General features: G+C 71.1%; 20 protein-coding genes and 1 pseudogene. 13 read left to right on the top strand and 8 right to left on the bottom strand.

Going from position 1 to position 23,967, the window contains the following annotated elements:
• Window positions 1–294 precede the first annotated feature (294 nt).
• The 3 genes from AB0435_RS31395 to AB0435_RS31405 all read left to right on the top strand — a co-directional run bounded on the left by AB0435_RS31395 (window position 295) and on the right by AB0435_RS31405 (window position 4,679).
• Complete coding sequence (locus AB0435_RS31395; protein WP_366008129.1) at window positions 295–1,218, top strand: ricin-type beta-trefoil lectin domain protein; 924 nt, start codon at window positions 295–297, stop codon at window positions 1,216–1,218.
• 203 nt (window positions 1,219–1,421) lie between these two features.
• Window positions 1,422–3,083, top strand: coding sequence for a carboxylesterase family protein (locus AB0435_RS31400; protein WP_366428502.1), 1,662 nt, complete (start codon window positions 1,422–1,424; stop codon window positions 3,081–3,083).
• Between the two features lie 42 nt (window positions 3,084–3,125).
• On the top strand, window positions 3,126–4,679 hold the full coding sequence (locus AB0435_RS31405) for an ATP-dependent DNA ligase (RefSeq protein WP_366428503.1): 1,554 nt from the start codon (window positions 3,126–3,128) through the stop codon (window positions 4,677–4,679).
• Window positions 4,680–4,763: 84 nt separating this feature from the next.
• Here AB0435_RS31405 and AB0435_RS31410 read toward each other — a convergent pair whose 3' ends face one another.
• Window positions 4,764–5,567, bottom strand: coding sequence for a sulfite exporter TauE/SafE family protein (locus AB0435_RS31410; RefSeq protein ID WP_366428504.1), 804 nt, complete (start codon window positions 5,565–5,567; stop codon window positions 4,764–4,766).
• 101 nt (window positions 5,568–5,668) lie between these two features.
• On the opposite strand from AB0435_RS31410, the gene AB0435_RS31415 reads away from it, so the two are divergent.
• Entirely contained in the window at window positions 5,669–6,442 is a 774-nt protein-coding gene (locus AB0435_RS31415) for a helix-turn-helix transcriptional regulator (RefSeq protein WP_366428505.1), read from the top strand.
• A 276-nt stretch (window positions 6,443–6,718) separates the two neighbouring features.
• On the opposite strand, the gene AB0435_RS31420 is transcribed toward AB0435_RS31415, so the two are convergent.
• The gene (locus AB0435_RS31420) at window positions 6,719–7,813 is read right to left on the bottom strand and encodes a barstar family protein (protein WP_366428506.1); all 1,095 of its coding nucleotides are present in this window, start codon (window positions 7,811–7,813) and stop codon (window positions 6,719–6,721) included.
• Between the two features lie 505 nt (window positions 7,814–8,318).
• Here AB0435_RS31420 and AB0435_RS31425 point away from each other — a divergent pair.
• Window positions 8,319–8,993 (top strand): hypothetical protein, encoded by a 675-nt coding sequence (locus AB0435_RS31425; RefSeq protein ID WP_366008126.1) that lies wholly within the window; start codon window positions 8,319–8,321, stop codon window positions 8,991–8,993.
• Window positions 8,994–9,249: 256 nt separating this feature from the next.
• Here the strand turns inward: AB0435_RS31425 and AB0435_RS31430 are convergent, their stop codons facing one another.
• Window positions 9,250–9,747, bottom strand: coding sequence for a GNAT family N-acetyltransferase (locus AB0435_RS31430; RefSeq protein ID WP_366008125.1), 498 nt, complete (start codon window positions 9,745–9,747; stop codon window positions 9,250–9,252).
• Window positions 9,748–10,221: 474 nt separating this feature from the next.
• On the opposite strand from AB0435_RS31430, the gene AB0435_RS31435 reads away from it, so the two are divergent.
• From AB0435_RS31435 to AB0435_RS31445, 3 genes are all read left to right on the top strand, one after another.
• Entirely contained in the window at window positions 10,222–10,581 is a 360-nt protein-coding gene (locus tag AB0435_RS31435; RefSeq protein ID WP_366008124.1) for a hypothetical protein, read from the top strand.
• A gap of 237 nt (window positions 10,582–10,818) precedes the next feature.
• Entirely contained in the window at window positions 10,819–11,376 is a 558-nt protein-coding gene (locus AB0435_RS31440) for a DUF3291 domain-containing protein (protein WP_366428507.1), read from the top strand.
• Between the two features lie 134 nt (window positions 11,377–11,510).
• On the top strand, window positions 11,511–12,326 hold the full coding sequence (locus AB0435_RS31445; protein ID WP_366428508.1) for a DUF899 family protein: 816 nt from the start codon (window positions 11,511–11,513) through the stop codon (window positions 12,324–12,326).
• 148 nt (window positions 12,327–12,474) lie between these two features.
• Here AB0435_RS31445 and AB0435_RS31450 read toward each other — a convergent pair whose 3' ends face one another.
• On the bottom strand, window positions 12,475–12,867 hold the full coding sequence (locus AB0435_RS31450) for a nuclear transport factor 2 family protein (RefSeq protein ID WP_366008121.1): 393 nt from the start codon (window positions 12,865–12,867) through the stop codon (window positions 12,475–12,477).
• A gap of 102 nt (window positions 12,868–12,969) precedes the next feature.
• Between AB0435_RS31450 and AB0435_RS31455 the strand changes: the two genes are divergently transcribed.
• Both AB0435_RS31455 and panD read left to right on the top strand, forming a co-directional pair.
• Window positions 12,970–13,449 carry a MarR family transcriptional regulator gene (locus AB0435_RS31455; RefSeq protein ID WP_366008120.1) on the top strand — a complete coding sequence of 160 codons (480 nt, stop codon included), beginning with the start codon at window positions 12,970–12,972 and terminating at the stop codon, window positions 13,447–13,449.
• A gap of 511 nt (window positions 13,450–13,960) precedes the next feature.
• Entirely contained in the window at window positions 13,961–14,383 is a 423-nt protein-coding gene (gene panD, locus AB0435_RS31460) for an aspartate 1-decarboxylase (protein ID WP_366008119.1), read from the top strand.
• A 17-nt stretch (window positions 14,384–14,400) separates the two neighbouring features.
• Here panD and AB0435_RS31465 read toward each other — a convergent pair whose 3' ends face one another.
• Window positions 14,401–16,410: a glycoside hydrolase gene (locus AB0435_RS31465; protein WP_366428509.1), complete on the bottom strand. Its 2,010-nt coding sequence runs from the start codon at window positions 16,408–16,410 to the stop codon at window positions 14,401–14,403.
• Window positions 16,411–16,675: 265 nt separating this feature from the next.
• On the opposite strand from AB0435_RS31465, the gene AB0435_RS31470 reads away from it, so the two are divergent.
• Window positions 16,676–17,350: a hypothetical protein gene (locus AB0435_RS31470; RefSeq protein ID WP_366428510.1), complete on the top strand. Its 675-nt coding sequence runs from the start codon at window positions 16,676–16,678 to the stop codon at window positions 17,348–17,350.
• A gap of 619 nt (window positions 17,351–17,969) precedes the next feature.
• Here the strand turns inward: AB0435_RS31470 and AB0435_RS31475 are convergent.
• Both AB0435_RS31475 and AB0435_RS31480 read right to left on the bottom strand, forming a co-directional pair.
• Window positions 17,970–19,307, bottom strand: coding sequence for an erythromycin esterase family protein (locus AB0435_RS31475; protein WP_366428511.1), 1,338 nt, complete (start codon window positions 19,305–19,307; stop codon window positions 17,970–17,972).
• Between the two features lie 289 nt (window positions 19,308–19,596).
• Window positions 19,597–19,977 (bottom strand): nuclear transport factor 2 family protein, encoded by a 381-nt coding sequence (locus AB0435_RS31480; protein WP_366008486.1) that lies wholly within the window; start codon window positions 19,975–19,977, stop codon window positions 19,597–19,599.
• Window positions 19,978–20,119: 142 nt separating this feature from the next.
• On the opposite strand from AB0435_RS31480, the gene AB0435_RS31485 reads away from it, so the two are divergent.
• Together AB0435_RS31485 and AB0435_RS31490 are read left to right on the top strand one after the other, a co-directional pair.
• Window positions 20,120–21,019 carry an AraC family transcriptional regulator gene (locus AB0435_RS31485; RefSeq protein ID WP_366428512.1) on the top strand — a complete coding sequence of 300 codons (900 nt, stop codon included), beginning with the start codon at window positions 20,120–20,122 and terminating at the stop codon, window positions 21,017–21,019.
• 645 nt (window positions 21,020–21,664) lie between these two features.
• Window positions 21,665–22,318: pseudogene (locus AB0435_RS31490) on the top strand (pyridoxal-dependent decarboxylase); the annotation flags it as partial.
• 309 nt (window positions 22,319–22,627) lie between these two features.
• Here the strand turns inward: AB0435_RS31490 and AB0435_RS31495 are convergent.
• Window positions 22,628–23,548: an NAD-dependent epimerase/dehydratase family protein gene (locus AB0435_RS31495; RefSeq protein WP_366428513.1), complete on the bottom strand. Its 921-nt coding sequence runs from the start codon at window positions 23,546–23,548 to the stop codon at window positions 22,628–22,630.
• Window positions 23,549–23,967 lie beyond the last annotated feature (419 nt).

Below are 23,967 nucleotides of genomic sequence, written 5' to 3' on the forward strand. Positions count from 1 at the left end.
GCCCACTCCCTCCCGGGGAGTGGGCACGTCCGCTTTTGCGACGGCCTGCTCCAACGCTTCGTGGGAACCGCCGCGTTGGAACAGGCCACCGCCCGGCCGGGGCGCCGCCCCGGACCCGGGCTCATCAAGTGGGGCGAGACCGTGGAACATTCCGCCCTGATCAAGCCTGACCGGGTCAACAGCTCGTCAATCGGGCGTTGACCAATTACTGAACACCTGTTCCTAACCTCCTCAAAGCAGTCACCCCGGGCGCACCGCGTCCCCGGGGCCACCCGAGGAAGGGGAACGGACCTCATGCAGGCATCGGTCACGAAGTCGCTCAAGAAGTCACACATATGGGGCACGCTGGCCCTGGCCGCGCTCGGCGTCAGCGCCCTGCCCGCGCCGGCACAGGCCGCCGCGCAGGCGGGCCCGCTCGTCGGACTCGCCGGCAAGTGCCTGGACGTCCGCGCCGGCGTCCGGGACAACGGCACCCCGGTGCAGCTCTACGGCTGCAACGGCACGGAGTCCCAGCAGTGGATGTACGTCGAGCAGCCCGGTGAGATCGGCGCCACGATGACCGCGTTCGGCAAGTGCCTGGACGTCGCCTCCAGCGGCACCGCCGACGGCACCCCCGTCCAGCTGTGGGACTGCAACGGCAGCGGCGCCCAGAAGTGGGTCCGCTACCAGGGCGACGTCCTGGTCAACCCGCAGTCCAACAAGTGCCTGGACGTGCGCGGGGGCAACACCAACGACAGCACTCCGGTGCAGATCTACACCTGTAACTACAGCGCGTCCCAAGTCTGGAAGTTCTCCGGCGGCGGCCAGGGCAACCCCAACCCCACCCCGGACCCGAAGTCGCTCCAGCGCCAGGTCTTCGACCTCGTCAACGACTACCGCGCGCAGCACGGCAAGGCGCGCCTGGAGTACGACCCCGTCGTCGAGCGCGCCGCCCAGGACGAGGCCGACGAGCAGGCCCGCAGACAGCAGCAGGGCCACTACCTCGACGTGGTGAACTCGCTCCACAAGCACGGCTACCCCCGCTCGTTCAGCGAGGCCGCCGAGAACGCGGCGGGCGCCCGCGGCTTCTGGAAGGACGCCCGGTCGGTGGTCGACGCCTGGATCAAGGAGCCGCTGCACGAGCGGAACATCCTGAACGACCAGCACAAGTACACCGGCGTCGGCGTGACCATCGACGCCAACGGCACCTACTGGTGGGCCCAGGACTTCGTCGGCTGACGAGCCCGGCCCCGGGACCGTCCTGCGGCCGCTCGGCCCGCGCGCTGCAAGAAGCCGCTCGCTTCAAGAAGTGGGCAGTCGCGGGCCGTTCCGCACCCGCAGGACGAGGGACAAGCAGAACAGGTGTACATGGGACCTTCTGGGTACATTCCGGGCGCCCGGGCCAACCCCCTGCGCCCGGTCCCAGTGAAAGGGCACCCTGAATGCCGGAACTCCACTTCCAGCGGCTCTTCCCACGCCTCTTCCACCGCCTCTTCCACCGACTCCGAAGCACCCTGCTGGGCACCGTACTTCTCGCCCTGCTCACCGCCCTCGTCGTCACCGCGCCCGGAGAGGCGAAAGCGCCGGAGAGACCCGTCGTCGCCACCGACCACGGCCAGGTCCGCGGCATGGCGCACGGCACGTACAACACCTTCGACGGCATCCCCTTCGCCGCTCCCCCCACCGGCGCGCGGCGCTGGCAGCTCCCCGCCGCCGCGGCGAAGTGGAAGGGCGTGCGGGACGCGGGCGCGCCCCGTTCGCGCTGCGCGCAGATGTCGCCGGACGAGCCCGGCAAGGTGCTCGGTTCGGAGGACTGCCTCTATCTGAACGTCACCGCGCCGAAGGGCCGCGCGGCGGGCCGGGGCCGGCCCGTCATGGTCTGGGTGCACGGCGGCGGCTTCACCTCGGGCGGCGGCAGCGACTACGCCGCGCAGCGTCCCGCGGTGCGGGGCGACGCCGTCGTGGTGACCGTCAACTACCGGCTGAGCGTGTTCGGTTTCTTCGGCCACCCGGCGCTGGGCGGGGCGCCCGACTACGGCCTCGCCGACCAGCAGGCCGCCCTGCGCTGGGTGCGGGCCAACGCGGCCCGCTTCGGCGGCGACCCGCGCGACGTCACCCTCTTCGGTGAGTCGGCGGGCGCGCTCAGCACCTGCGCCCACCTGATCTCCCCCACGTCGGCGGGCCTCTTCCACAAGGCCGTGATCCAGAGCGGCTCGTGCATGACCGGGATGCCCGCCGGGGCCACCGCGCCCGGCAGCGCCGCGTACAGCCCCTGGGTGCCGCAGAGCCGGGTGCAGGAGGCGGGCACCGCGGCCGCCCGCTCGCTCGGCTGTCTGGTGCCGGGGGCCGAGGCGCTGCGCTGCCTGCGCGCGCTGCCGGTGGCGAAGCTGGTGACCCCGGAGCTGACGCAGAAGTTCTCGCTCGTCTCGTACGGGAACGCGCTGCTGCCCGAGCGGCCCGAACGGGCGCTGGAGAGCGGCCGTTTCCACCGGGTGCCGGTCGTCCAGGGCACGAACCACGACGAGATGCGCCTTTTCGTCGCCCTGTCGCTGGCCGACCACCCCATCCCGGACGCGAACGTCTACCGGGCCCGCCTGCAAGGTTCCTTCGGCGCCGCGGCGGCGGCCGTCGAGGAGCTCTACCCGGCGACGAAATACCCGTCGCCCGCGCTCGCCTGGTCCGCAGCGCTCACCGACCGCGCGTGGACGTGCACGACCCTGCGGGCCGACCGGGCGCTGGCCGCGCACGTGGCCACCTACGGCTACGAGTTCAGCGACCCGAACCCGCCGGTGATCCCGGGATTCCCGAAGGTGAAGGACTTCCCGTACGCGGCCGCGCACGCCTTCGAGCTGCCGTACCTCTTCGACATCCCGGTCGAACCGGCCTTCACGGCGGCGCAGCAGGAGCTGTCGGAGCGGATGGTCGGCTACTGGACCCGCTTCGCGCACACGTCCCGCCCGGACCTCCCCGGCGCACCGCGGTGGCCGGCCTTCCGGAACGACGCGCCGCTGGTGCAGAGCCTCGCCCCGGGTGCCGACGGCATTCGGATGGTGGATCTGGGCGCCGAGCACCACTGCGCCTTCTGGGACGCGCACCAGGCGTGATCCCGCACTGCGCGGCGCGCGGCGCCGTTGCACGATGAGGGCATGCTCCTGGCCGAGATCGCCCGTGTGTCCGCAGCCGTCGCAGCGACGAGCTCGCGGTCGGAGAAGACCGGCCTGCTGGCCGGTCTCTTCCGGGCCGCTGGGCCCGACGAGGCGCCGGTCGCCATCACCTATCTGGCGGGGCGGCTGCCGCAGGGCAGGGTCGGGATCGGCTGGAGCGTGCTGCGTGAGGCCCCGCCGCCCGCCGCGGCGCCTTCCTTGACCGTCCGGGACGTGGACCGGGCGGTCGAGGCGTTCGCGGCGGTGGCGGGCAAGGGCGCGCGGGCCGAGCGGAAGCGGCTCGTCGACGCGCTGATGGGCGCGGCCACGGCGGAGGAGCAGCGGTTCCTGCGCGGGCTGCTCGGCGGCGAACTGCGGCAGGGCGCGCTGGACGCGCTCGCCGTCGAGGGGCTCGCGGCCGCCGCGGGCGCGCCGCCCGAGGACGTACGGCGGGCGGTGATGCTCGGCGGCGGCTCCCCGGCGGCCGTGGCCCGGGAACTGCTGGCGCGCGGCCCGGAGGCGCTGGCCGACTTCCGCCTGGAGGTGGGACGCCCGGTGCTGCCGATGCTGGCGCGGACCGCCAAGGACGTCGACGAAGCTCTCGACCGGCTCGGATCGTGCGCGGTGGAGGAGAAGCTCGACGGCATCCGGGTGCAGGTCCACCGGGACGGCGACGGCGTACGGATCTTCACCCGCACCCTGGAGGAGATCACCGAGCGGCTGCCGGAGCTGGCCCGGGTGGCACGGGAGCTGCCGGCCGAGCGGGCCGTGCTCGACGGCGAGGTGATCGCCCTGGACGGCACGGGGCGGCCGCGCCCCTTCCAGGAGATCGCGGGCCGGGTCGGCTCCCGGCTGGACGTGGCGGGAGCGGCGCTCACCGTCCCCCTCTCCCCCGTCTTCTTCGACCTGCTGGCCGTGGACGGCCGCGACCTGCTGGCCCTCCCGGTCTCCGAACGCCACGCGGAGCTGGCCCGGTTGGTGCCGGAGCCCTTGCGCGTACGGCGGGTGGTGGTCGCGGACCCGGCGGACGACGGCGCGCGGGCGGCGGCCCGGGACTTCGCGGAGGCGGTCCTGCGGCGCGGCCACGAGGGCGTGGTGGTCAAGGCGCTCGACGCCCCGTACAGCGCGGGCCGCCGCGGCGCCTCCTGGCTGAAGGTGAAGCCCGTCCACACCCTCGACCTGGTGGTGCTGGCCGCCGAGTGGGGCCACGGCCGCCGCACCGGCAAGCTCTCCAACCTCCACCTGGGCGCCCGGCGGCCGGACGGCTCGTTCGCCATGCTCGGCAAGACCTTCAAGGGCCTCACCGACGCCCTCCTGACCTGGCAGACGGCACGCCTGCGCGAGCTGGCGGTCAGCGACGACGGCTTCGTGGTGCGGGTGCGGCCGGAGCTGGTCGTGGAGATCGCGTACGACGGCGTCCAGCGCTCGACCCGCTACCCGGAGGGGGTGACGCTGCGCTTCGCCCGGGTGGTGCGGTACCGCGAGGACAAGAGGGCGTCGGAGGCGGACACGGTGGAGGGGGTGCGGGGGGTACGGGGGATGCAGTCGGGGGGCTAGGCGGCTCTGTCGGCCCGGCTGGGCGGTCACCAGCACCAGGGCCGACTCCTCGACGACAACTCCACGGCCACAAGGGATCACCGGTCACAAACCGATGGCCAGCATCACGATCAGGACGATGATCAGCAGGACGATGTAGGCGGTGGAGTGGACACGGTCCGGGACACGGCCCACGACCCGCCTCGCCACGGCGATGGTGGGCAGCGATCCGGCGAGGAGGGCGGCGCCCGCGGCGAGGTCGACATAGCCGAGCTGCCCCGCGCCGGAAGCGGTGGGGGCGCAGGCGTAGACAAGGGTTCCGGCCACGGCGACGGGGACGCTGAGGGGGTTGGCCGTGGCGGTCGCCTCGGCCATGGGCAGGCCCCGGCGTCGCAGCAGTGGAACGGTCATGACGCTGCCGCCCACGCCCAGGGCGGCGGCCACCAGGCCGATGCCCGTTCCGCCGAGAGTGGTGGTGCCCCGGCTCAGGGGCTTCGGGCGCGGCTGGTGGGCCACGGAGAGGAAGCCCTTCCGCACCACGCCGTCGAGGATGGTCACCAGCAGGTAGACGGCGAACAGCAAGCGCAGTGCCGTACCGCCGGTCAGGGTGGCCGCGAGGGATCCGGCGGCGGCGCCGACCGTGATGAACGCCGCCAGCGGCCAGACGTACGCACGGTGCAGCCGGCCCTGCCGCCATTGCACGAGCGTCGCCACCGCCGCGTTCACGACCATGACCGCTGCCGAGGTCGCCACCGCGACATGCATGGCGTCCGCGCCCGGACGTGCCGTGGCGGTCAGGACGCCATAGATGACGGGGACGGTGACGAAACCGCCGCCGAAGCCGAAGAGCACGGTCGTCATGCCGGTCAGGCAGCCGAACAGCAAGAGGATGGAAATCGAGGTCAGCACTGGTCCGACGTTAGAGATCACGGCACTTGGCGGGCAATCGATGAATCGTCAGCTTCCTACGCGCAGCAGACAGCGTGCGCGGCCGTGCGTAACCTCGTGGCATGCGCAACATCCCGATCGCCGACGTGGACGACCTCGATCGTGCCGTGCTGGCCATCGGCACCGACTACCCCCGGGACCACCTGCTCGTCTGGCACGAGCACCGCCGGGCCCAGGTCCTGTACGCGGCCACCGGCGTCATGAAGGTCGAGACGGCGGACGGCAGTTGGACGATCCCCACCGCCCGTGCGGTGCTGATCCCGCCGATGATCAGGCATCAGGTCACGATGACGGGGGTCAGCACCCGCAGCCTCTACATCGAACCCGCCGCAGTACCGTGGTTTCCCACGCACTGTCAGGCCGTCGACGTCTCGGCCCTGCTCCGGGCGCTGATCCTCGAAGCCGTCGAGATGGAACCGCGCTACCCCGAGCACAGCCGCGACGCCGCGGTCGCCGCCCTCCTCCTCCACGAACTCGGAAACCTCACCCCGCTGCCACTCGATGTGCCACTGCCGTCCGATCCGGGGCTGCGCCGCCTGTGCGAGGCATTCCTCCAGAAGCCGGACATCCACGACCCGCCCGCACGATGGTGCACGGCCCTCAGCGTCAGCGAACGCACACTCGCCCGCCTGTTCCGGCGCGACACCGGCCTGAGCTTTTCGACGTGGCGGCAACGTGCCTGCGTCCTGCACTCCTTGCAGCACCTCGCCGGGGGCATGCCCGTCACGCGTATCGCGGCCATGCTGGGCTACGACAACCCCGCCGCCTACACAGCCGCGTTCAAGAAACTCCTCGGCCGACCGCCGACGGCCTATCGGGGCTGCGGCATCCGTTGATCCGCCTCCATTCGGCGCGCGGGCGGACGGAGGCGGAGTGCGGGGCTCGGTGCGGGTGGCGTCCTGGCGCAAGGGCGACACCTGCGCACCGGGCGCGGACCGGGTTCTCGAACCCGCGCTGCACCATCTGGCCTCCGGCCCTGACCCGAACGTCCGGAGACTCCCAAGTGACGGGGCGGTCTTGGCGATCGAGTGGTCGACCTGGCAGGGCTCAGTGCTCTGGCGGGCAGGACAACGGCCCGGCTTCTCACCCGCGGGAGCTTCCCGGAACCCGGATCACGCGAGGGTCACGTGCATGCCGCCCTGAGCCAGGACGTCGAGGACTTCGGCGAACAGATCGTAGGGCTGGCCGTCCGGCGCCAGCGCACGGGACAGGTGCTCGCGCGCGGTCGCGGCGTCCCGCCAGAGCAGGGTTGCGGGGGCCGTGCAGCCGAAGGTGCCGCGCAGGCAGTCGTCAAGGGCTGCCAGGCACCCGCCGAAGTAGCCGCCCGGTCCGTTCACCGCCTCACCGAGCGCCAGATAGAGGCCCGGGACGTCGATGATGTGGCGGCCGTCGAGTTCATATGCGTGCTCTGCTGGCCAGCCCTGGTGCGCGCGCCGGCAGGCCCGTTCCCGGACGAGGTCCAGCCAGGCCCCGCGCTGCCGGGTGTCGAGGCCGGCCCAGGCACCGGGTGTGTCCGGCGGCCCGGCGAACCATCGCTCCCAGACCGGCCGGGCGGATTCCGGGACAGGTCTGAAGAACCCGCCGTCCAGCTCCAGATCGATCAGATCTGCCCCAAGAGCGGACGGGTACCAGGCGCGGACGGTGGCCCACAGCAGCCGGTCGGTGAGCGGCTCGCCCCGGTCGTCCCATATCTCCAGGGCTGCCTCCTCCAAGTCCAGTGCCCGCCGGGTCCCGGTCGTCAGGGCACGCCGCAGCTCCTCGCTCTGGGCGAGTCCGCGCAGGACGAGCGGCGACGCGACCTGCTCGGGCGGCACGACACGGGCGAATTCCCGGCAAGAACCCAGCCACCGGTGCCCGTCGTGCACTCGGACAAGACCGCGATGCCCCTCGGGTGGACCTTCGTAGTCGTCCAGACCGGTCAGCACAAGACCGTCCGCCCCGGAGTGCCGTCCGAGACTCTCCGCGTCTTCCAGGAGCCAGGGATCAGCCTCGTCCTCCGGCACCAGCCACACCCGGCTGCCGGCCCAGCCACGTACGTCGGCCCCTTCCGGAACCCAGCCGAACAGTTCGTACGTCCCGCGCTGGAACTCCCCGAACAGTCCGTCCGCTTCGGTGAACGCGCCCCAGACGTGGCCGTGCTCTGTCTCCGTCAACCTGTAACGCATCCGCCCGCGATGCTCCTTGTCCTCATGCACGGCGGGAATCATGCCAGAAGCATGTTTTCACTGATAGGAGCACCCAAACGAGGCAACCAAGAGCATCCGTGCGACCCGCCCGAACGGCGCCCCGGTCTATGTGAACCTGGACAATCTCGTCCGCCCACAAGAACGGGCGTATGCGCCGCCGGGCAACAAAGAACAAGGTCGCGCTGCGCTTCACCCCGACTGTCCGGTCTCCGCGAAGTCCGGGCAGTCTCGAAGATCTCCGGGCAACTGGCCTGGCGTCCCGGAGAGGTCCGGGTGCCTCGCGACGCCTACGCCGATCACGAGCGCGGCGGCCTTCCCGGCCCGGTGCACTGTGTTGTGGTATCGCCGAGGTACCTGACAGAGGGGCAATCAGTGGCTCTTGAACCCGGAAACTCCCTGGTCACAGCCACGGCCCTCACGCCGGTTTCCGAGCCGGGAACAGAGCTGAAACCACGTTCTTCCTGTTCGACGTGCCTCCGCGATCTGCCGACGAGGCGCAGACGCGTCCCGCATAGGATCGGCGTTCATGAGCGACACCGCCGACATAACCGCCGTCCGGGGCCAGGGCCCTGTGAGGGTCACGCTCACCCGTGACGACGTCCACGCGGGCGACGAGCCGCCCGACGGGTTCGAGCAGCACCGGGATGTCCCCGCGGACACCCCGCTCGCGGAGGTCATCGCCGACGCCCAAAGACACTTCCTGCCCTCGATCGCGCGGTACGACGACGCGGGGAACGTCGTTCCCGCAGACGCCACCTGGGTCGTCTTCGCCCGGCCTTACGGCCAGTTCGCGGTCATGGCACAGCAGTGGGCCCGTCCCCGCCTGCTGCCCGGCACCGGGCCGACGGTGGGCGACCTGGCCGACGTCTGCACCCTCGACGAGGTGAGCTTGCGCTTCGGCTACAGCTGGGCGGATCAGGACCCCGACGCGGTGTTCGCCCGCCTTGCGGAAGGCCCACTGGGCGACCCCGTGCCGCCCCCGCCGCCCGAACCGGACGACCAGAAGCCGCCCGCCACGGACGCCCGCTCCTACCCGCCACTGTGGTTCAGCATGGGCACCGGCGTCGCCGCCGTCCTTGCCACCCGCCCCTCCGGCTTCGGCGAGACCCTCTGGCAGGGCGCGATCGTCTTCTTCGCCGCGTCCGGCGCTGTGCACTTCGCCTGGGACCTGTGGCACCGCCGCAGCGAGTGCCGGCCGTAAGCCCGCTGGTCATGCACATACCGAGACCCGCGTCGCTCACCGGCCGCCGCACGGGAGGCTATGGCGGAGATATGCGGAAACGAGCCCTGGGACTGGGGAACCGCGCCCGTACGGCCCTACTGCCCGTGCCCGTCCTCGACGATGTTCCACCTGACCGCGAAGCCCGGCGCCGCCGCCACCGCCTCGCCCGCGACCAAGGCTGACCGTTCAGCTCCCCCCGTCCTCGCCGATGGGCATGTGACCGGGATACGGGAGATCAGACAGCGGCCGGCTTCTTCGCCATGACCCGCTCCCTGCCGACGCCATCGGGCAGAAGATCGCCGGGCTCACCGGTGTCCGTGAAACCGTGCCGCTCATAGAGCGCGGTCGCCTTGCGGTTGTCCGGCATGACGGACAACCGCAGCATCGTGGCACCGCGCTCCGCCGCCCACCGCTCGACCGCCTGGATCAGATAATCGCCCACACCCTTGCCCCGAGCCGTGGGGTCGACCCACATCGAGATCAACTCCACGTTCTCCGCTCCCTCGCCCGGCACTCCGCTGGCGATGCCCACCGGAAGACCGTCGAGGAGCGCGACGAGGTCGTGCGCGCCAGGAATCGACAGACGGGCACGCCAGCGTTCCTCTCGGTCGCCGGAGCCCTGCCACTGGGCCAGCGTCGATCCGAACGCGTAGGGCGCCTCGGCAAGCGCGGCCAGTCGCAACTCCCTCCAAAGGGGCCAGTCGTCTGCTTCCAAAGTGCGTAGTTCAACCATGATCCTGACCTTGCCCGCCCGCCGGGGTCGGCAGCAAGTTGATTACGACCGTGCAAACGAGGTCGTCCAGCCCTGCGACCAGCCGAAACCGGGGAGCAGCGGTGACTCACGCACCCGCAGACCACGAGACCTCGGTGAACCTGTCCGGTCACGGCAATAGCTGCTCAGGGGACCTCCACACCTGCTCACGCGGATTCCTCACCTGAAGCCGTCCGGCTGCCGACGAAGGCACCTGGAAATGCGGTTGCCGACTGGTACGTGCCCTGACAGGCTGCCGGGCCATGGTCAGCGATGAGAAGTCGAGCTGCCTGATCGTGACGGGTATGCCCGGGGCCGGGAAGTCGATGGTGACCAGGCTGATCGCGGAGCGTCTGCCACGCGCTGCTCGGATCGACGGCTACTTTCATCAGCACCCTCATTGTCGGTGGCTACGTCTCGCCACTCGGCGAACCCGCCGACGAGGCGGCACGGCAGGTGGAGTTGCGCAACCGCAATCTGTGCACGCTGGCGAACAACTTTTCCGAAGCCGGCTTCACGCCCGTGATCGATTCGATGATTCCCGACCGCGATCAGCTCAACTTCTTCCTCTCCCTCCTCCCGGCTCGGCAGGTCATGTTCGTCGTGCTCGCACCGGGGATCGAGGTATGCCGATACCGCAACACCATCCGTGATCCACGGGAACGCTTCGACTTCGACGGCTACGAAGCCTTGGAAGCCGGAATGAAGAGCGAACTGGGCGACTCCGGCTGGTGGTTCGACTCCGCGGCCCTCACGCCCGAGCAGACAGCCGACCGCATCGTCAACGAAGCTCCCCACCGAGCCCTGGTGAGCTGACTGCCGGCTGCCCTTCGCAAGAAGCCACTTGGACAGGGAAAACGCAACTTCGACATGGCCCGCAGAGGCAGCTACCTTCACCTGGTCTTCGGCGATCGCCCACGGTCGCACAGCAGTTCCTTCCGGCTGAGCCACCCGCGACGGGACGGGGGTTGGTCACGCCCCACAAACCCTCGCCCCCATGTGTAAGCCACCGAACCGGGTCCACACCAGGCACCCCCGACCAGGGAGAGATATATGCCCCATCTTGCTCTGTACACATTCGGCGTCCTGAAGTCACCTCTCACCGATCCCACACCTCTCACGCGCGAACTCCAAGACAGCGGCAAGGCCATCTACTGGAAGATCAGCCAGCACCCCGGATATCTCGCTCGTGCTGAAGCGGCAGACGGCGGCCGGGGCACACATTTCGACTTGGACTGGGGTGCATGGGGAGAGTTCGCCATACCGGCCTGGTACGGCAAGGGACACACGGTGGAAACCACCGCCCTGGACGCGACCCTCTCGCTCTGGACCGACCTGCACCCCGCTTTCGACGCCATCTACACCGGCCTGCACCGTGAGGCGCTGAACAGGCGTTACGACTGGTTCGAGAGGACAGGACACTCGAATTACGTGTCCTGGTGGGTCTCCGACGGCGTGATACCCACCTGGCAGGACGGGGTTTCCAGGCTGGAACACCTCGACGACCACGGCTCCGCACCGCACGCCTTCACCTTCCACCACCCGTTCGCCCCGGACGGAACTCCGACCAGGATCAAAAGCATCGGGTCGAAAGGCGAACAGATTCGCTGACAAGGAAGCCTGAACGACTGGGTTCGCCGTCAAACGCCCCGATTGATTGACGGCGACATCGCTCTTCACAAACTTCCGGTCAGAGCCGTTTTCGGAGATCCTCATCAACAGCGCAGGACACCAAGGAGGACAGCATGACGACCACGCCGGACGATCCGCCCGCCGCGCTGCCCGGGCGCCCGCCCGTGGTCGACCTGGCCACCTGGCAGGCCGCCCGCGACGAGCTCCTGGTCCGCGAGAAGGCCCACACCCGCGAGGGCGACGCCATCGCCGCGGCCCGCCGCCGGCTGCCGATGGTGGAGTTCGACGGGACGGTCGAGGTCGTCGGGCCCGACGGCCCGGTCCCGTTCCTGCACCTGTTCCAGGGCCGCGAGGAGCTCGTGGTCTACAAGCACATGTGGTACGACGGCGCGCCGCACCAGGGGCAGTGCGAGGGCTGCACGACCACGGCCTGGCACATGAGGGACGCCGTCTACCTCAACGCCCGCGGCGTCTCGTTCGCCATCCTGACGACGGGCCGGTGGGACGAGGTGGCCGCGTACGTCGAGTTCATGGGATACGCCCAGCCCTGGTACTCGGTGCGGGGCGTGGAGGCACCGATCGGTGGAGACATGGGGCATATCACCTGCTTCCTGCGCGACGGCGACCGCGCGTTCCTCACCTATTCCACGACCGGCCGTGGCAACGAGCCGGTCAACGGGTCCCTAGGCCTGCTCGACATGACGCCCTACGGCCGCCGCGAGGCGTGGGAGGACGACCCCGAGGGCTGGCCCGAGGCCCCTCAGGCCGGCTCGCCGACCGGCGGGCACTGCTCACCGATCTGCTGGTACTGGCGCTCGGACGCCGACGGCGTCGCCACCTGGGGCCCGACCAGCCGACCCGTACCGCAGTGGACCCGCCCCGGCGCGACCCCGGTGGAGACCCTCGGCCGACAGGGCCACCACCACTGACGGGCCTTCGTCGAGTGCGAGCGGTCGGCGGAACCTCGCCCAGCTGACGGATTCCCACGAATCCGGCACCAAGCGACCGCGCCGAGGACCTGGGCGTCAAACATCCCAGGTCCAGGCCGCGTTCGTCACTGGACGGTGAGCGGCAAGCTCAGCGGGCGCTGCCGATGTTGCGGTCCGCTTCGGAGCCCTGGAGCATCAGCGTGGTCTCCTCTATGCGGCTGAAGCGGCCGTCGGGTGCCAGGTCGGCGAACACGTAGACCTCCGTGAGCACGGTCGAGCCGTCCTTCTTCGTGATGTTGACCGTGTGGCGGTCGGCGTACTTGGTGCCGTCGCAGAGCTCGTCGTGGACCTCGACAGAGCCTTCGGCGACGAGTGTGCGCACGTGGGCGATGTGCTCGATGAAGCCGGCGCGGTCGGCCCACTGCCCGTCCGTGCGCTGCCGGTAGTCGGGGGCGAAGTGGCGGTCGGCGGCTTCTTCGACGGTGATGTCGGTGTTGAGGATCAGGTCGGTGAGGGCAGCGGCGATGCGAGTGGGGCTCATGGGGGATTCCTTCCACGGTGAACGTCGAGAAGGTGCGTGCGCTGCGCACGCTTCTCTGGCTGTAGCACCTGATGCGTGCGCGGCGCACGCTACTGTGGGGGTATGGAGAACGAGGCAGGACACGAGATCGCCGATGCGCTGGGCATCCTGCTCAAACGCACCACCCGCGCCCAGCTGCACAAGAACCTGACCGAGGGCATGGGGGAAGCAGTGGACGAGCTGACCTACCCGATCCTCAGCGCCCTGGCCAGGACCGGCCCCCGCAGTGCCGCCGACCTGGCTCCGGACGCCGGACTCGACCGCTCCGGCGTCACCCGCCGCGCCTCCCGCCTGGAGGCCGCCGGACTCATCCGCCGCGAACCGGCCCCCACCGACCGTCGCGCATCCCTGCTGGTCCTCACCGACGAGGGAGAACACGCCGTGGCCGAACTACGCGAGCGCCTGGCCGCCCGCATCGCCGCAAGCCTCGACTCCTGGCCCCCCGGGGACGCCCAGGCCTTCGCCCGCCACCTCCGCCGCTTCATCACCGAAGGCCCCTTCACACAGCCGCCTCACACCACCGGTCCGTCGCCGTCCAGTTGAGGCACCGGCTCGATCCCGGCGCCGCGGTCGGAGTGCCGATGTGCGGCTCCGTCAGCTGAAGCGCGCGCCCGTCGCCCTGGTCATAGCCGACCTGGAAGGGTGACGTCCGCGCCCTGCGGGAAAGGCATGCGGCAATCACGGTCGTACCACGCTTTGTCGCGGTGATCGCCCCGGTCGGCAATGGCCGGGCGGGACGAAGGGCCTGGCATTCACGGCAGGTGGTGCTGCCCTCCGATGGGCGGGCCACTCTGCCGCGGCCACGCGGCGGCCCGCGCCGGGCTGCCGCTGGAGAACCCTCTCCCGGCCCCGTCCGGCCACGCGCCCGCCGCGACGCCTCGGGTCACCGGCGCCCGGACCGCCCACGAGATGGCGACCGGCCAAGGCCCCGGCCCTGAATCCGCGGGTCCGTCGTGACCTGGGCCACGGGGAGAACGGCGGCCCCGGACGCTACCCTGGCTTGCGACGGCGCGTACCCCACGGGGGCGCGACCCCATCCGCAGGGAGAATCAGCGTGCTTCGCACCATGTTCAAGTCCAAGATCCACCGAGCCACGGTCACCCACGCCGACCTGCACTATGTCGGATCCGTGACCATCGACGCCGATCTCATGGACGCCGCCGACCTGCTGCCCGGTGAGCTCGTGCACATCGTCGACATCGACAACGGCGCGCGTCTGGAGACTTATGTGATCGAGGGCGAGCGCGGGTCCGGGGTGATCGGGATCAACGGGGCCGCCGCGCACCTCGTGCACCCCGGGGACCTCGTCATCCTCATCAGCTATGCGCAGGTCGAGGACGCGGAGGCCCGCGCCCTCGTGCCGCAGGTCGTGCACGTCGACGCCGACAACCGGATCGTCGCCCTGGGCGCGGACCCGTCGGCCCCGGCCCCCGGCACCCGGCGTAGCCCGCACGCGGTGGGCACGGCCGGGAGCTGAGAGCCGGGGCGTCGGCGTCAGCGGTTGACGTTCACGTCGGCGGGGCACAGCCGGCGCGCGGTCTTGTCACCCTTGAGCTTGGCGTCGACGCAGCCGCCCGGCAGCCCGTCGTACGCCTTCGTGCCGAAGTTGGCCGTGACGGTGAGCGTGCCGTCGCCGAAGACCGTGCCCTGCACGCTCCGGTCGGAGTCCAGCGTACGGAAGTCGGTCATCGGCTCGGTGCCCGCCGCCTCGTGGAGCGGGGCGAAGTACTTCTGCAGTGCGGCGAGTTCGCCGCCCCGCTCCTTGAGAGAGTTCCCGTCGAGGACGAAGTTGAGCGGCGTGTTGCAGAGCATCGCCAGCAGCGCCCGCGTCGTCTTCTGCTGCGGCAGCTTGTCGTAGGAGAGCTCCCACCGCTCGGTGTTGACGAGCGAGTCGTGCAGCGCGGTCTCGAAGAGGGGGACGCGGTACGTGGGGTCGTACATCGCCTTGGCGACGGACGCGGGCAGTTCGGCGGGCTTGAAGAAGATGCCGGGGGCGCCCTCGGGCGCGTAACCGCCCCACTTCTCCTTGTCCTTCTGCGCCTTCCAGAGCCCGTCGGCGACCGGGGTGCCGGAGCCGTGGTCGAAGGCGAGCACCTCGTTGGACCAGGCGCCCGCGGACTCGGAGCCGAGGACGAGCTTGCGGTCGGTGATGCGCTTCATCCGGGCGAGGCGGTTGGCGCGGTCGCGGGCCTTGTCCATGGGGTGGGCGGCGGCGTGGTCGTCGAAGAGTTCCCCGGCCGCGTCGACGTCGAGGAAGTAGCTGTCGGCGCCGTTGGCGGTCATCTTGCGCGTACGGTCGGCCAGGAGGTGACGGCCGCGTTCGGCCTTCTCGAACGCTTCGGAGCTCATATAGCAGCCCCGGTCGTGGAAGCCGGGCACGGCCTTGCCGTCGGCGTCCTGGACGCAGAAGTCGGGGTAGACCTTGTCGGGCCAGGCGGAGGTGGGCGTGTCGGAGGTCTTGGGGTCCTGGCCGTTGGCGAAGGAGTCGTACGGGCCGACGAGGTAGCCCGCCTTCTTCGCGGCGGTGACGGCGGCGGCGTCCATCGGCTTGTCGTCGGCGTCGTAACCGAGCCACATCCGGTCCACGCCGAGGTCACGCAGCTTGCGCATACCGTCGGCGGTGCGGGCGTCACCCCACAGGTAGGCGTGGAAGGCGCCGAGCAGCTTCTTCGTGGCGGGATTGGCGTCGATCTTGCGGCGCAGGCTGCCGAGCTGCCCGTGCTGCTGGAGCCAGGCGCGGTAGTCGACGGCCGGGGCGACGGGCGAACCGTCGGTGAGCGCGAAGGTCGCGGTGTAGTCCGTGGTGCCCTGGGCCCGGGAGAAGTGGTGGGTGGCGGTCGCGCGCAGCCGTCCGTGGTCGGAGGTCGCGCGCAGCGTGGTGCCGATGTCGGTGGGCACGAGGTAGCTGACGCCCCGGCCGCCGAGGGTGTAGCCCCACAGCGGCATGGAGAGCCCCGACTCCATGGCGATGTCGCTGTCGGTGAGCTGGGCCTCGGCCGAGTTCCAGAAGGAGTCGGCGACCGGGATGGACAGCCCCTCGCCACGCGGGAGTTGCAGGGCGGACGCGCCGGCGTCGGTCCCGGTGACGGGCCAGGCGAGGGTGCGGTCGGCGCTGCCGGAGGACGTCGTGGTGACGACGAGACGTCCCTGGTCGGACCGGGCGGTGACGGCCAGGCCGGTGCCGGCGTACGTCCAGCGGGCGGCGCCACCGCTGACGGTCACGGGGCCGGGCTTGCCGGGCGCCTGGGCCGCGGCGGCCGACAGCTCCACGACCGCGCCCTGGTCCGTACGGGCCGTCACGCGCAGCGAGGTGGTGTCGAGGGTGGCGGTGCCACCCCGGACGGGGAGGTCCACGAGGTTGCCGTGCGCCTTCACGCCGGCGTCGGCGCGGGCAGGCGGCCGGGAAGCGGCGTCGGCGTCAGCGGCGAGGGTGACACACGGCAGGGTGACCGCCAAGGCCACTGCGGCGGCACGGACGGTACGGCGGGAAGCGAAGGTGTGCATGAGGAGTTGATAGCGACCGGACCTAAGAGGTTTTTAACAACCGAGGCCCGCAGCGGTGGGAAGTTGGCCGACGTATCCGCTCGCACGCCGCCGACCAGCGCCGTTCGCCGTGATGGCGACATCCTGCCACCGGATTTTCCGATGTCCGGGCGCCGTCATATCGTTCACGAAGGGCGGCCGCGAAACCGGCGCCACCGCTCGGGAAGCCCTGGGCGGAAGACCTGAGCAGAAGACTTACGCGGAAGACTTGAGCAAAGGAACGGCATTGGACCTGGACCCCGACCACTCCTCGGCACGCGGCGACCAGGAGGCCCTGCAGCGCGTACTGCTGAGCGCGCTGGAGCGGGCGGGACTTCCCGGCCCGCCGCCCGAACTGTCCCTGCCACTGCACCCGGCTGCCGCCAAGGCCGCCCGCGAGCGGACGCTCACACCGGGGCGGGCGGCGGAGCTCGCCCGGCAGTTGACCACGGCGGACACTGCCACCGGACCGGTGGAATGGCCGGTGGAACTGCCCGGCTCCTGGCAGCCCGCAGACCGCGCCACCTTCGCGTCGGGGGTCCGACTGCTGGCCGCGGTGTGGCCACGCATGCTCGACGAGCTCCGGGAGACGGTCTCCCGAGTCACCCTGCTCGACGCCCTGCCGACCGGTGCCGCAGCGCTCGGCGTCGCCGCGATCGACCGCCAGTCCCTCACCCCGGCCCCGTCCGGACTCCCCGCCTCCGTCAGGCTGGCCGAGGCGCTGGTGTACGAGGGCACGCGCTGCCGCGCTGCCGCCGCGGCGGCGACACATGAGACAACGAACGAGCCTTCGGATCGGGCGGTGGCCTTGGCGCGCTGCGTCCTGCTGTACGAACGCCTGCTGGGCGCGGGCCCGGCGGCGGAACCGGCGATGGAGGAACGGTACGGGCGCTTGCGCGCGGAGCTGGGGGCGACGAGGTGACCGCGTAGGCGGCAGCCGACCCTACACGCTACTGAGCGCAACGGGCCGGATGTGGTCGATGCGGCTGCGCGAGCGAACCTGGTACGGGGCCGCAGCGCATCCGCTGTCCGCTGTGCACGTGTTCTTGCGGTGGCTGGACGGCGATGCATCTGCCGTACCGCCCTTGGACAAGGGCCTGCGGGTTGGCGCCGGAACGGCCGGCGGCCCTCAACGAACGATCGGCGCCTGAGCGATCCCGTGAAGGACTTCGCTGAAGAGCAGCACGGTGCCCGGCCTTCCGCGTGCGCAGTGCGAGGAGCCGGGCCGACGTGGTGCGGCCGGGCCGGTGTCTCAGCGACCTGTGGTGCCGTCAGACCGGTGGACGGGCACGGCGAAGCGGGTGGACATCGTGTCGAACGTGCGTTGCTCGGCGGCGGCCATGACAGCGGAGGACACGGTGCCGACCGCTGTCGAGACCGGTGATTACGGCAGCACATAGGGACTGACGGCGTGACCGAAAGCCCTCACCTTGTCAGACTCGGGACTCGACACGGCCCGCGCGCTACCCCAACCGTGCCCACCGAGGCACCTCGGTTCCACGGCTGCCGACATGCGTCACCAACGTCATGTCCCGCAACACCTAGAGCTTGCCCGCCTCCCGAACAGCGTGAAGGTGGACCAGGACGTCGTAGGCCCTGCCGATGGCGATCTCCGGCGTCTTGTCGTTCGGGTACTGCGTGCCGACGCTGTATGTCGGGCGTGAGAGGTTCAGCCAACTGCGGGCGGCGGCAGGGGCCTTGCGCAGGTCGGCGTAGTAGTCGCGGTACCGGACCTGGTCGAGCGTGTACTCGTTCGTGCCGGGGCCGGCCGGGGGGACGGTGAACTTCTTCCACTCGCCGCCGAGCGCCTCGTCCTTGGAGAGGAAGGAGCCCTGGTCGAAGGTGGTGCCGACGGCGAGGTAGTCCGCGCCCAGGGTGTCGCGGAGGAACGAGCCCTGGGTCTTCGGGTACGTCGTGGGGTCGGAGGCCGCGTAGCCCGCGTGGTCGTTGTGGGCCGACAGCAGGACCTTGCCGCCGGTGCGCCGCTGCCACCATGCCGTGGTCTCGGCCATCACCTGGTCGCGGTAGCGCTCCATGGCGGTCAACGATGCCTGGTCGCCGGGGTCGACGGTCAGGAAAGTGTAGGTCTGGGCGATGTTGCGGGCGCTCTGGAGAACAGAATCGACGTCCTCGCCACCCTCCGATCTCTGCTGTTGCACGAGTTCCAGTACTTGCCGCGCCTTGGCCGCGTTCTGCTGCCGCTCGGCGAGCGGCCGCTGCAGGTAGGCGATGGCGTCGTCGAGCGGGCGCAGGCCGGTGAGTAGCTCGTTCAGGCGCGGCAGGGATTCCGGGCGGGTCCGCCGGACGTAGTCGGTGACGCTGTCGAAGACCCGCTCGTCGAGCCTGGGCGCGCCGATGTCGTCGCCCAGGAAGTGGACCGGGCGTTCGGGGTGCCGGCGGTTGTGGTCGCGCATCCACTGGACGAGGGTCACGAACTCCTCGCGGTCCCAGGGGGATCCGGCCATCACCTCGTGCACGACCTGCCGTGCGTCGCCGTCGCCGTGCTGGAGGTAGTCGTCGATCCGCAGGCCCGCCGACCAGCTGATCTCCAGAGCGAAGGTGGTGAATCCCTTCTGCTCGACGAGGTAGCGGAAGAGCCGGTCCTTCAGGGCGAAGAACTCGTGCGAGCCGTGCGTGGCCTCGCCCACGCCGACCACCTTGGCGTCGCCGACCATCGCCCCCAGGGCCTGCAGATCGGCCGTGCCGGTGCCCGGTTCCGTCGACCGCAGCGGATGGGCGATCCGGTCCAGCGCGTGGACGGGGGCCGACTCGGCGGCCGACGCGGACGCCGCCGGTGCCGCGTACGCGGCCGCCGCGGGGGCCAGCGTCGCGGCCAGGGCGAGGGCCGCCACGGCGAGCCGTTTCCCGTTGCCGATCATGTGTGATCACTCTCCAACGTGCCTGGTGTCAAGTGCTGCTGGGAAGATCGTCACGCATGTGGCGGCCCGGGTGCGCTGGGGCCGGCCCGACACCTTCCCGGGGGATAGCCCCATGACCGAGGTTTCGGGTTCACCGGACACGAACAGGGCCGATGAGCCGCGGCCGCCCTTCCAAGTCGACGCCGCGAAGGAGACCTCAATCCGCGAAACCCCCGCCGGAAGGACACCGCCGCCAACGCGGGATCACCTCCTCGTGGCCGCGGTGGACCCCAGCCCCAGCCGTACGCCCTCAGGCCGTGCCGAGTGGGTTGAGTACGGTGAACCGCCAGCAGCCGTCCGCGCCTCGGTGCGCGACGTTGGCAGTGGTGCCGGTCCGAGTGACGCGCTCGCCGTCGGGGGCTGTGACTTCGAGGGTCCAGTCGGTGACGAGCAGCGCGGTGTCGGCTCCGACCAGAGCGTGCCGGGAGTTGTTGGTGAGCCGTCCACTGGCGGCGGCTGTCCTGCTGATCTCCTGACGCAGCGCCTGGGGGCCGGTGATGACCTCGCCGGACTCCGTGCGCATGGTGGCGCCGGGGACGAACAAGGCCAGTACGCCGTCGACGTCATTGCTGTTGAGGGCGTGCTCGAACGCGCTGGGCAGCTGTGCGGGATCGGTGATCGCGGTCTTCACAGTGATGGGCCTTCCTGAAGGTGCGCCTGTCAAGGCGGTGATGTTCCGGTGCGCGCTGCGGCCTCGGGGCCGGCAGCGCGCTGTGATGCCTCCACGATCCACGCCGAGGGGCTCCCGCAGCGAGGTAGAGTCGGGACCCACCATGGTTGAAGTTGGACAAGGCGCCCCCGTAGACATCGCGTACCTCAATCCCGACCGCCCCCGGCTGGGGATCGAGGTCCTGACGTTCGACGTCCTGCGTCGCCGTATGAGGAAGTCAGTTGCCCGTACCGCAAGCAGGCCGGACTTCCATCAGCTGCTTCTCGTGCGGGGCGGTGAGGGAACCGCGATGGTCGATTTCGTCCCCCAGCACTGTGCGCCGCGCAGGCTGCTGCATGTGCGGCCCGGGCAGGTACAGCGGTTCCCGGCCGACCCGACGGGCCGCCTGGCCGAACTGGATGCCGTGCTGGTGCTCTTCACCGCCACCTTCCCACCACGCCTGCCCCTGACCACTCCCCTCCTCGACGGCTTCGGGCCGTCCGACTGGACCCTGTCCCCGGGCGACTACGAAGCCCTCGACCGGGCCCTGGCCGAGATCGCGGCCGAGTACCACACCGTGGACAACCGACGAGAAGGCGCGGACGCCGACCCCACCGTTCAACTGCTGCGCCAGCTCCTGGGCGCGGTGCTGCTGCGCCTGGCCCGGCTGCCGCACCCGGATCCCGCCGCCTCGGCGACCGCGGGCGGGGAGGTCTTCCGTGCGTTCCGGTACGAGCTGGAGCGCTCGTTCGCCGCCACCCGGTCCGTGCAGAGGTACGCCGTCCGGATCGGCTACGCGCCGCGCACCCTGACCCGGGCGTGCCAGGCCGCCACCGGCCGCACCGCCAAGCAACTCATCGACGCCCGCGTCGCCCTGGAGGCACAACGCCTGCTGGTGCACACCGACTTGCCCGTCGCCGCGATCGGCCGGACGCTCGGATTCTCCGAGCCCACCAACTTCGGGAAGTTCCTGGTCCGCGAGACCGGCCACACTCCCGGAGGCTTCCGCGCACACCAGCGCTAGCCAGGCGAGCCTCGGCCTCCGCCTCCCTCCCTGGTCCCGTCGGGGCCGATGACCCGGCCGTCAGGTGACAGCGGGCAGTTCTGACAGCCCATGCCCGTAAGCATATTGACGGTGCATCAGCCAGCAGTGAGCATAGGTGAGCCGGCAAGTGCGAGGACGAACCGCTGGAGGCGTGAATGCGCGGAAAGCACGATCCTGCAGATTCGGAGACGGACGGCATCGAACTCGAACTGTCGGAGATCGTCCCACTGCCCCTCGGCGGGCTCGGTCATGCCGCCGGGGCCGCGCCGCCCGAGCCAGCTCGTCGTCCACGCCGCCGAGGACACCACCGTGCACGGCCTCGCCCCCACCGGGCGCTACCGGCTCGACGGCCGGACGGCATCGGGTCCGCTCACCGCACCGATGGATCTCGCCGGGCTCCACGACGACGAGGCCCTGTGCTGGGCCGTCGCCCGTCCGGGCCCGGTCACCGCAGGGCAGGAACTGGCCCTGCTCCAGTTCGGGCACACCGTGGGCCCCTTGGCGCCCCGGCCCCGCCTCCACCCCCAGGCGCGGGCCTGGATCACGTCCTTCCACGACCGGTCCCGGACGGGAGAGGACGGCACGGCGGCCGTAACACCCCTGCTCCGGCTGCCCGAAGAAGCGATGCGCACGGCAGGCCTGCACACGCTCGAGCTCATCATCGAGCGGTTCACCACCTCCCGCGCCCGCCCTCCCCTGCGCGTCCCCTCCCCTGACGGCCTGCGGGCCGTCCTGGACGAACCCCTGCCCGAGGACGGCACCGAGGACCTGCGCCCCGTACTCGACCGCGCCACCCGCGACGCCCTCGGCGAGGCGACCCGCCTCGACCACCCCCGCAGCTTCGCCTTCACCCCCTCCACCGGCAACTTCCCGGCCGTACTCGCCGACGCCCTCGCCTCTGCATACCTCTCCGTGCCAGGGGCGTGGCTGGTCGGCGCGGGACCCACCCAGCTCGAACTCACCACGATCGACTGGCTCAAGACGCTCCTGGGCCTCCCTCGGGAGACCGGCGGGCTGTTCGTCAGCGGCGGCTCCGTCGCCAACCTCAGCGCCCTGGCCGTCGCACGCGACCACCACCTCGGCGACGACTGCTCACGCGCCCGTCTCCACTGCTCCACCCAGGCCCACCCCTCCATCGCACGCGCCGCCCACCTCCTGGGCCTCCCCCGCAGGCAGTTGTCCGCGGTACCGGCCGACCGCGCGCTGCGTCTCGACCCGGTGGAGCTCGCCCGGCGCATCGCGGACGACCGCGGCGCCGGCCTGCGGCCCTTCGCCGTCGTCGCCACGCTCGGCACCACCGGGACCGGCGCCGTCGACCCCCTCGACGACCTCGACGACGGCCTTCGACTCATGCGCTCCGGCCGGTGCCGCGAACGGCCCCGTCACCACCGTCGCCACAGCCAAGGCCACGCTCCCGCACACCTTCACCCAGCGCATGGACACGCCCTCCCCGCTCCCACCGACCGCTCCCAGAAGCAGAATTGTCCCGATCACCGGGGCACACGCGTGCCCGACCGCGACGAGTTCCACCGGGCACCGGCAGCTCGTGCCACGCAGGGGGCGCACACGGCAGCGCGGCCGCCGGGGCTACTTCTGACGCACGCCACCCGGTCCCGCTTCCGCCGCCGTCGCCGCCACCCCCTCCCGCAGCGACGTCCGCGGGCGGAAGCCGAACGCCCGGGAGGCGACGGTGATGTCCGCGGCCGTGTGCCGTACGTCCCCGGGCTCCGCGGGGCGCGGGAGGGTCTTCACCGGGCCGGTCACCTGCTCGACGGCGGCGATCGCCTGGTTCACGGACACCGGGCAGCCGCCGCCGAGGTCGGCCACGCCCGTGAAGCCGGAGCAGGCCGCGTCCCGCAAGGCGGTGACGGCGTCCCGTACGTACAGGAAGTCGCGGGTCTGCTCGCCGTCGCCGTACAGCGGGAACGGCTCGCCGCCCGCCGCCGCGGCCAACAGGCGGGCGAAGGCCGTGTCGGGCCGCTGCCGTGGCCCGTAGACGGAGAACAGCCGCAGGGACAGCGTGGGCACCCCATAGGCGGCGCGGTAGAGCTCGCAGAGGTGCTCGGCGGCCAGCTTGGTGACTCCGTAGGGGGACACCGGGGCAAGCGTCCCCGCGTCGCCGTAGACGGCCGAGCTGGAGGCGTGGACGAAGGCGCCGGACGCGCGGCTGCGCACCGCTTCCAGCAGCGTCTGGGTGGCGAGGATGTTACGGCGGGCGCAGAGCTCGAACGCGGCTCCCCAGGAGGACCGTACGCCGGGCTCGCCCGCCAAGTGGTAGACGGCGTGGGCGCCTTCGAGCAGCGGGCCGAGGTCGGCGTCCAGCAGGTCCGCGTGGTGGAAGGAGAAGGCCGGCCGACCGGCCAGGTCCCGGAGGTTGCGTTCCTTGAGCGCCACGTCGTAGCTGTCGGTCAGCGCGTCGACGGCGACGACGGTGTCACCGGCGGCCAGCAGGTGCGCGCACAGGTGGGAGCCCAGGAAACCGGCCGCGCCGGTCACGACGGCCCGCATCACGGCCTCCCGGCGGCGTGGGCCGGCGGGGCGGTTCCCGGGCGGTGGCTGGCGATCCGCATGGCTGAGGTCCTCCGGGGCGAGGCGGTGGGCACGGGCGGTCCGGTCCGGGCTTCATTCGCTCAGGGCCGGGCCGGGAAGGGAAGACCCCGCGCGAACGCGAGGTGCCGTTCGAGCCAACCGGCCGTGTCCGGCCGGTCTTCGCGCGCTGCCCTGCGGGACGTCCAGGCCGTGTCCGGCGGATCTTTGCCAGTCTGCAGGCCCGTTGCTGCCTGCGGCGGTGAACGCCCTTGGGGGTCCCCCCCGGACGGAGTCTGGGGGAGTGTCCTCAAGCTCCCCCAGCTACCGCTGGGAGGTGCCCCCACGGGCTGAATTGCGCACCCACATCAGCCACATCCAGCCCGTCCGGCGCTTGAGGA

Source organism: Streptomyces sp. NPDC051173, assembly GCF_040689515.1.
In the GTDB taxonomy this organism is placed as follows: Bacteria; Actinomycetota; Actinomycetes; order Streptomycetales; family Streptomycetaceae; genus Streptomyces.